At 45.7% G+C, this 7,883-nt stretch carries 6 protein-coding genes; all 6 read left to right on the top strand.

Features of this window, described 5'->3' with window-relative positions; translation table 11 throughout:
- On the top strand, positions 1–2,016 hold a 2,016-nt coding region (gene malQ / locus ACR2F7_RS15640; protein WP_432714478.1), incomplete at its 5' end, for a 4-alpha-glucanotransferase.
- Positions 2,017–2,069: 53 nt separating this feature from the next.
- The gene (locus ACR2F7_RS15635) at positions 2,070–3,053 is read left to right on the top strand and encodes a glycoside hydrolase family 43 protein (RefSeq protein ID WP_432714477.1); all 984 of its coding nucleotides are present in this window, start codon (positions 2,070–2,072) and stop codon (positions 3,051–3,053) included.
- A gap of 139 nt (positions 3,054–3,192) precedes the next feature.
- Complete coding sequence (locus ACR2F7_RS15630) at positions 3,193–3,357, top strand: hypothetical protein (protein ID WP_432714476.1); 165 nt, start codon at positions 3,193–3,195, stop codon at positions 3,355–3,357.
- Positions 3,358–3,467: 110 nt separating this feature from the next.
- A complete protein-coding gene (locus ACR2F7_RS15625) occupies positions 3,468–4,952 on the top strand; it encodes a gluconokinase (protein ID WP_432714475.1) in 1,485 nt (494 codons plus the stop codon).
- Positions 4,953–4,955: 3 nt separating this feature from the next.
- Entirely contained in the window at positions 4,956–6,245 is a 1,290-nt protein-coding gene (locus ACR2F7_RS15620; RefSeq protein ID WP_432714474.1) for a gluconate:H+ symporter, read from the top strand.
- 93 nt (positions 6,246–6,338) lie between these two features.
- Positions 6,339–7,472, top strand: a complete 1,134-nt coding sequence (locus ACR2F7_RS15615; protein WP_432714473.1) for a Gfo/Idh/MocA family protein — start codon at positions 6,339–6,341, stop codon at positions 7,470–7,472.
- Positions 7,473–7,883 lie beyond the last annotated feature (411 nt).

Raw genomic sequence — 7,883 nt, 5'->3', positions numbered from 1 at the left:
TGGGATTTAAGTATGGTGGATCCTGATAACAGGAGGGCGGTAGATTATACCCTCAGGGAGCAATACCTCCAGGAGATCATGCAGGATGAAAACAACCTTTCCGCTTTATGGCAGCAAAGTGAAAACGGCAAAATTAAAATGTTGCTGCTGCAACGAATGCTGCAGCTGAGAAAACAATATCCCTTGCTTTTTGCTGAAGGTTTGTATATCCCGCTTACCGTTACCGGTAAACATGCTGCACGTTTGCTTGCCTTCGCACGTCATTATAAAAATGACTGGCTCGTGGTGGTGGTGCCGGTAAAGGTGGCCATCATGACCGAAGGGGATCCTGAACAGCTTCAACCGCAGCTGTGGGAAGATACCCGTGTGGTCTTACCGGCACACCTTCCCATACAATTTAAGGAACAGTTAACGGGCATTAAAGGCACTGCAAATACAGCCTTGAAGGTCAGCGAAATTTTTAGCGTCATCCCTATGGCGGTTTTGCATTTTCACCAGGAAACACCGCAAAGGGCAGCAGGTATCCTGATGCCTGTATTTTCTTTGCCTTCTGTTTATGGTATCGGCGACTTTGGCGCTGAGGCTAAATGTTTTATTGACTTTTTAGCCGCTGCCGGACAAAGGTTTTGGCAGGTGCTGCCCCTCAATCCTGTAAACGCTTCCCAGGCTTATTCACCTTATAGTTCCCAGTCGGTGATGGCGGGTAATATCCTATTCCTCAGTCCTGAATTGCTGCTTCAACAAGGCTTGCTTGACGAGGCTGACCTCAATGGGCAGCAGCTGAAACGCAGCACCGCAGTGAACTATAAAAAAGTAACAGCCCATAAAAGCCAGTTATTGGCAAAAGCTTACCAGCAGTTTAAAGATAAAGGCCAGGCCTTAGGCTTGCAGCAAAAGTTTGCTGCATTCTGCGAAAAGGAACACTACTGGCTTGATGATTATGCCTTGTTCGAGGTGCTGAAGAAACTTCATGACAACCAACCCTGGTATGAATGGCCGGCAGCCTTGAAAAACAGGGACAAAGCCGCCATGGATAGCCTTAGCATTATACAGCAAAACTTGATTGATGAAATCAAATGGCAGCAATTTATTGTGCAGCAGCAATGGAGCCAGCTGAAAAAATATGCCAATACAATGAACATTAAGCTCATTGGCGACCTTCCTTTTTATGCATCCAGAGATTCTGCTGATGTTTGGGCCAACCCTGGTCTTTTTAGCCTTGATGAGCAGGGCAACGTCATGGGCATGGCAGGGGTGCCACCAGATTACTTCAACGAAAATGGACAGCTCTGGGGCATGCCTGTTTATAGATGGGAGGCCATGGCAAAGGCAGATTACCAATGGTGGGTAGCGCGAATCCGCAGAAATATGGACCTGTACGACCTGATCAGGCTGGATCACTTCCGTGCTTTCGCTGCCTATTGGGAGGTGCCTGCAGGCAGTGAACATGCCAAAACCGGCGGCTGGAAAGCTGGTCCTGGCATTGCCTTTTTTGAAGCCTTGAACAAACATTTCAACGATTTACCCTTCCTGGCAGAAGACCTTGGTGAAATTGATGATGCCGTGTTTCAGCTTCGTGATCAATTAAAATTGCCTGGCATGAAAGTGTTGCAGTTTGCTGTAGGTAATAACGCAGCAGCTTCTATCCATGCTCCGCATCAGTTTTCTTCGCCAGAGGCCGTGGTTTACACCGGCACCCACGATAACAATACCATCAAGGGCTGGTATAAAAACGACATCAGCAAAGCCGATAAAAAACGCCTCAGTGCTTATGTAGGGCATCAGGTAAACAAGAAAAATATCCACCAGGTGATGATCAGTTTAGCTTATGCTTCCATTGCGAAAATAGCCGTCATCCCCATGCAGGATATTTTAGGTAAAGGGGAAAAGGCAAGGATAAATACCCCGGCCTCTACAGATAAAAACTGGCTATGGCGTTTAAATCCGCATGGTTTGTATTTTACAGCAAAACTGCAGCAGCAACTGAAATTTCTTGTTGATTTATATGGAAGGTAAGTGCGGCTTATTTCTATATTTAGAAAATCATTTATGGCTTAAGCTTTAACGACATGAAATCGAAATTTATCTTATTGATGCTCTGCTGTGCAGGTTTTTATGCTGCGGCACAAGCACCTGCCGCCAAAAAAACTTCCGGCAACCCTATATTTCCGGGCTGGTATGCTGATCCTGAAGGCATCGTGTTTGGTGATACCTATTGGATTTATCCTACCTTTTCAGCGAAATATGAAGAGCAGTTATTTATTGATGCCTTCTCTTCCAAAGACCTGGTCAACTGGGAGAAACACCCTAAAGTAGCCAGCACTGCTGACTTTAAATGGGCTAAAAAGGCAATGTGGGCACCATCTATCATCAAGAAGGATAAAAAATATTACCTGTTTTTTGCTGCCAACGACATCCAGAGCGATCAGGAATATGGCGGTATAGGCGTTGGCGTAGCTAAAAAGCCCGGGGGGCCTTTTAAAGATCACCTGGGCAAACCCTTAGTCGATAAATTCTACCATGGTGCACAGCCTATAGATCAGTATGTTTTTAAGGATAAAGACGGTGAGCATTACCTTATTTATGGAGGCTGGGGACATTGCAATATAGCCAGGCTCAATAAAGACTTTACGGGTTTTGTGCCGGGTGCGGATGGGGAGGTTTTTAAGTCCATTACGCCCGAAGGCTATACCGAAGGACCCTTCATGTTTATCCGCAATGGCAAGTATTATTTCATGTGGTCTGAAGGGGGATGGACAGGTCCTAATTACGCTGTTGCCTATGCCATTGCTGATTCGCCAATGGGGCCCTTTAAAAGAATTGATACCATCTTAAAATCAGATCCCGCAGTAGCAAGGGGTGCCGGGCATCATTCGGTTATTAAACACCCCACTAAGGATGAATATTATATCGTTTACCACAGGCGTCCTTTAGGAGAAACAAATGGCAACCACCGCGTTACCTGCATTGATAAAATGGAATTTGATGAAAATGGCTACATCAAACCTGTGAAGTTAACTTTTGAGGGTGTCGCCGCTAATCCTATTAAATAAGCTTTTTATGGCGCTAAAAAAATGAGCACGGTCACGAAAAACAGCAGTTTTATCCACATTTAAATTAATAAATATTTATTTGTTTTTTTTTAAAACATTCGTTCATTTTAAACTGTTAATCCTGCAAAAAAACCTGCTTATGATCATAGAAGAAAAAAAAGCTAAAACAGTAAAGAGAACAAGTACATCACCGTCCGAATTAGCTGCTAAAGAAACGCTTCGTTCGGTAACTATAGAAGAAAATAAAAAGTCTGCCACGTTACGTAAAGCGGAGCGACCAAATTATCGGTACAGGTTATTGTAACTTGTAATTAAAGCTGACTTGATCAGTTCGGACCCAGGGCCCGAACTGATCTAAGATTAGCACCTTTGTTAATTTATAAAAATGCTATCTTGTATCCATAAATCTCAATTATGGAATATGTTGTCGGAATAGACATAGGTACAGGTAGTGTTAAAGCAGTTGCCGTTACGGCAGCGGGCAAATCTTTCGAAGTCGCCCAACACCATTATTCCTTCAAATCTCCACATCCCGGTTATCACGAACAAAATCCCGAAGACATCTGGGCTGCTTTTGTGATCAGCTTACAGCATTTACTGCAAAAAATTTCTGATACCCCGGTTGCCATCGCCCTCAGCAGCGCGATGCACAGCCTGATTGCCGTAGATATGAACGGCAAAGCACTGGCACCCATGATGACCTGGGCAGATAACCGTGCTTCTGCCATTGCCACCGCTTTATGCAACAGGGAGGAGGGCCTTGCGGTGTACACAGCCACAGGCACACCCCTGCACCCCATGTCGCCTTTGTGCAAAATTATGTGGCTAAGGGAAAATAACCCAGAGCTCTTTAACCGCGTTCATCGCTTCATCTCCATCAAGGAATACATCTGGCATAAGCTTTTTAAGGAATTCCAGATCGACCATTCCATTGCCTCCTGCACAGGTATGTTTGATATAGCAAACTTAACCTGGCATGCACCGGCACTGGCCATGGCAGGCATTACCCCAGAGCAGCTTTCTACACCTGTAAAGACCCGTTATTGTCGTAAATTTAAGGGCAACAGTGCCATAGATTTCATTGCCAAAGGCACACCATTCTATATAGGTGCCAGTGACGGCTGTTTGGCCAACCTGGGCAGCATGGCCTATCAACCAGGCTTAGCGGTAATGACCATCGGCACCAGCGGTGCCGTGCGGATGGCAAGTCCTAAACCCTTGCCTAATGTAAAAGCCATGACCTTTAGCTATATCCTTGATGAGGAGACGTTTATTTGTGGCGGCCCTATCAATAACGGGGGACTAACATTGCAATGGTGGCTAAAAAATATGAACGAGCAAATGACCACAGATGATACCTATAAAAAGTTCTTCCAGTCGGTTAAGGAGGTGCCTGCAGGCAGTGCTGGCTTGTTATTTCTACCTTACCTCACCGGTGAGCGTGCCCCCATTTGGGATAGCGAAAGCAGTGGCGCCTTTTTTGGGGTAAAGCTGCAGCATGAACGCCGTCATTTTTCAAGAGCCGTGGTAGAAGGCATTTGTTTTGCCATGAAATCGGTGCTGGAAGCAATGGAAGAAAATGCGAGCGAGATTACACACATCCATATCAGTGGTGGGTTTTTAAAATCCAAGGTATGGGTACAGATGTTAGCTGATGTAACGGGCAAAAACCTGGTGGTTGTACAAACGGAAGATGCCTCAGCGGTAGGTGCTGCATTTTTGGCCATGAAGGTTGCAGGCTTGCTGCAAAAATACCCTACTGCCAACTATCAGCAGCTCAAAGTGGTGACGGCAAACACAGCAAATGCGACCATCTATAGATCGAATTTCAGCATCTTTAAAAAGCTCTATGGCGCTTTGAAAGAGAGCATGCACACGCTTTACGAACTCAATTCATAGCTTATGTCATTACTGATTGTACTCCTGGGCATCATTATACTCTTTATTTTGATTTTGAAAAAATGGAGTCCTATGATTGCACTGTTGGTGGTGTCCATGCTAACAGGCTTGCTCCTGGGTATGCCTGTTGCCAAAGTAACAGCCTCGGTCACAAATGGAATTGGGAGTACGCTGGGTGGCATGGTGATGGTATTGGCTTTAGGGGCCATGATGGGCAAAATGATTGAAGACAGTGGCGCAGCACGAAAGATCGTTGCCGTCCTGATGCAGACCTTTGGCTTAAAAAATATCCAGTGGGCCGTGTTGCTCACCGGTTTGCTGGTGGGTATTCCGCTGTTTTACAATGCCGGTTTTGTGGTGCTCATTCCATTGGTGTTTGCCATTGCCGCAGCCACAGGGCTCCCTAAATTATACATTGGCATTCCCATGGCAACGGCCTTATCTGTTACACATGGCTTTTTGCCGCCACACCCCGGTCCGGTAGCCTTATCGGTGCTTTTTCATGCCAATATCGGTAAAATCCTCCTTTACGGTCTTTGTTTGTCAGTGCCTATTGCCATCATTGCCGGCATCTTTTTCCCGCGCCTGATCATCAAAAAAAACAGCATTCAACTTAAGGAGAATTTAGACTTTGGCACTGAAGAAGCCTTGCCTTCGGCATCGAAAAGCTTCTTTGTGGCTTTGCTGCCCGTGGTGGTCATTGCCGCGGGCACCATAGGCCTGGCATTGAGCGCTGGGCCCCCTTTCGAAACTTTTTTTACCTTCATCTCTGACCCTACAGTGGCCTTGCTAATTGCTGTCATCCTGACCATTTTAATCCAGGATGTTCCCCTGCAAAAAGCCATGGATTCCTGCACTGAAGGGGTGAAGAGCATTGCCATGATCATCCTGATTATTGCTGCCGGTGGGGCCTTTAAACAGATCCTGATCGACAGTGGTGTGGGAGCTACCGTAGCTGCCATGGCCGCCCCCATAAAGCTGTCCCCCTTATTTTTAGCCTGGCTGCTCACGGCGGTGTTAAGAGTTACTTTAGGCTCTGCCACGGTTGCCGCCTTAACGGCATCGGGCATGGTCATCCCTTTAATTGTACCGGGTGTATCGGCAGAATTAATGGTGCTCTCTGTGGGTGCCGGCAGTTTAATGTTTTCTCATGTTAACGATACAGGCTTCTGGATGTTCAAAGAGTATTTCAGCCTCACCTTAAAGCAGACTTTTTTAACCTGGACAGCTATGGAAAGCCTGGTTTCTATTTTAGGCTTACTCGGCGTGATGCTGCTGAGTCTGTTGATTTAATATTTTGTGAATGAGTATTTTAGTTGAATTTTTAAAAACGGAAAATCAGCATCTTTTGTTAGCTTTATAGAGGTTCAACTAAATAAACTGTTTATGGATTCTCGCCGCGATTTTCTGCACAAATTTGTGCTATCTACCATCACTTTGCCCATGCTGCCCCTGGTGGCGCTGGCAAAACCCATCATGGAAGAGATAGCAGGTCACAAAGGGCCTATCCTCAGGGTAGCCATTATGGGTTTAGGGGGTTATGGCACCCGCGTTGCCGATGCCATGCAATCGTGCAAAAATGCTAAGGTGGTGGGTGTAATCAGTGGCACACCTGCAAAGATTAAAGCCTGGCAGGCCAAATACAACATCCCTGAAAAAAATTGCTATAACTATGAAAATTACCACACCATCAAGGATAACCCTGATATAGATGCTGTATATGTCATTACGCCAAATGCCCTGCACCACGACCATGTTTTGGGTGCCGCTAAAGCAGGCAAGCAGGTCATCTGTGAAAAACCAATGGCTTTAAATGCCAAACAGGGACAGGAAATGATTGATGCCTGTCGACAGGCCAATGTAAAGCTGTTGGTGGGCTACCGCATGCACTTTGAGCCTAAAACGCTCGAAGTAATCCGCATGCGCAACAATGGCGACTTTGGCAAGATCAGGTTTTTTCAGGGCCTTACGGGGTTCAAAGCTGGCGATAACAACCAATGGCGCCTTAGCAAAGAACTTGCCGGCGGGGGTGCCTTAATGGATATCGGCATTTATGCCATCAATGGTGCCCGCTACATGGTAGGTGAAGAACCGATATGGGTAACGGCACAGGAAACAAAAACGGACCCTGTAAAGTTTAAAACTGATGTTGATGAAACCATTCAGTTTCAGCTGGGCTTCCCCAGTGGTGCCGTAGCCTCTTGTTTGTCAACCTATAACATGAATAACCTTGACCGTTTTTTCCTTAACGGCGATAAAGGTTTTGCTGAAATGCTGCCTTCTACAGGCTATGGTCCAATTATGGGCCGTACGCATTTGGGCGAGCTTAACCAACCTATTGTTACCCACCAAACTGTACAAATGGATGAAATGGCTGCTATTCTTTTAGAAGGCAAAAAGCCCATAGTGCCTGTTGATGGGGAAGAGGCTTTAAAAGACCTGCAAATTATTGATGCCATTTATAAAGCATGCAAGTCTGGCGAGAAGGTACGACTAGGTGAAGCCGTAACCACGGCTTAGTGACGGCTTATAGACACGTTGTAATGTTAGCGCCTCCAATCCACCATGAGTCCAAGGTGGGTCCACCCTTTGTTCGGCATAACGTGGACTGACCGTGGGCTCATGGTGGACTCACCGTGGACTCACTCCAACCCGGCACTAGAACAGCACACAATAAACCTTAACGAAAAATGGAGTCACTCATTTTTAAATGAACGACTCCATGTCAGTATTGAAAAGCTTTGATTTAAGGGATGCAGTGTACCTAGTGTATACCCTTCAGGTAGTTGAGCAGGTTATAAGTAAGTCCACAATAACCAAAAAACAATGATGGAAACAATAATAGCTATCCAATAGGATAGTCTAGAACTTGAAATATCACTTCTGTACTTATATTTTCTTTTAAAATCTCCAGGTCCCATATGTCCTCCT

Origin of the sequence: Pedobacter sp. (assembly GCF_045628745.1) — a bacterium.
Taxonomy (GTDB): domain Bacteria; phylum Bacteroidota; class Bacteroidia; order Sphingobacteriales; family Sphingobacteriaceae; genus Pedobacter.
The sequence above is the reverse complement of the archived record's forward strand: the minus strand, read 5'-3'. Positions and strand labels throughout refer to the sequence as shown.